Consider the following 672-nt stretch of genomic DNA (forward strand, 5'->3'; position numbering starts at 1 on the left):
CGGCAGGACCCGGTGTTCTTCCCCGCCGGCGGCTCGACCCTCAACGGGGTCTGCAAGGCCGGGGAAGTGGTCTGGTCCCGGGTCTACATCGCCGACGGCCGGTTGCATGCCGATCTGGGCCGGGCCACCGCGGTCGACCTGCCCGCCGAGGAGACCCAGCGGCGCAAGCAGGCCACGAACCCGGAGTGGCCGATCCTGCACGCCGTGCTGCACGGCGTGACCCGCGACCAGTTCATGGCCCGCCACAAGGCCAACCACCTCAACGTGGCCTACGCCCCCGACGCGACCACCGCCGACAAGGCCCTGACCGCCAAGGCCGCCATGCTCCACGGCATGGGCATCGAGGTCCACCTCTGCGGCGACATCCAGATCTGACCACCCGCCGTCACCCCGCGCGCGTCGACCCCCGCACCACGAGCGACACGGGGTTGACGACGTGCTCGGGCGGCGCGTCGTCGCCGGACATGCGCTGCTCGAGCAGTCGCATGGCGGTGGCGGCGAGCTCGCGCGAGTGGGGGTCGACCGACGTGAGGCGGGGGACCAGGAAGTCGGAGAACAGCAGGTCGTCGAACCCGACGACCTGCACGTCCTGCGGGACGCGCAGCCCGTGCTCGGCGAGCGCGGACATCGCGCCGAGGGCGACCATGTCGGTCACGGCGAAGACGGCGTCGA

General features: G+C 72.2%; 1 protein-coding gene and 1 pseudogene. One reads left to right on the forward strand and one right to left on the reverse strand.

Annotated elements, in window-relative coordinates; genetic code table 11:
- Positions 1–375: pseudogene (locus G3I71_RS45360) on the forward strand (fucose isomerase); the annotation flags it as partial.
- Between the two features lie 10 nt (positions 376–385).
- Here the strand turns inward: G3I71_RS45360 and G3I71_RS45365 are convergent.
- Positions 386–672 (reverse strand): substrate-binding domain-containing protein (locus G3I71_RS45365; RefSeq protein ID WP_164324763.1); only part of this gene is annotated, 287 nt, incomplete at its 5' end.

The sequence above is a fragment of the Streptomyces sp. SID12501 genome, assembly GCF_010550245.1.
Lineage (GTDB): Bacteria > Actinomycetota > Actinomycetes > Streptomycetales > Streptomycetaceae > Streptomyces.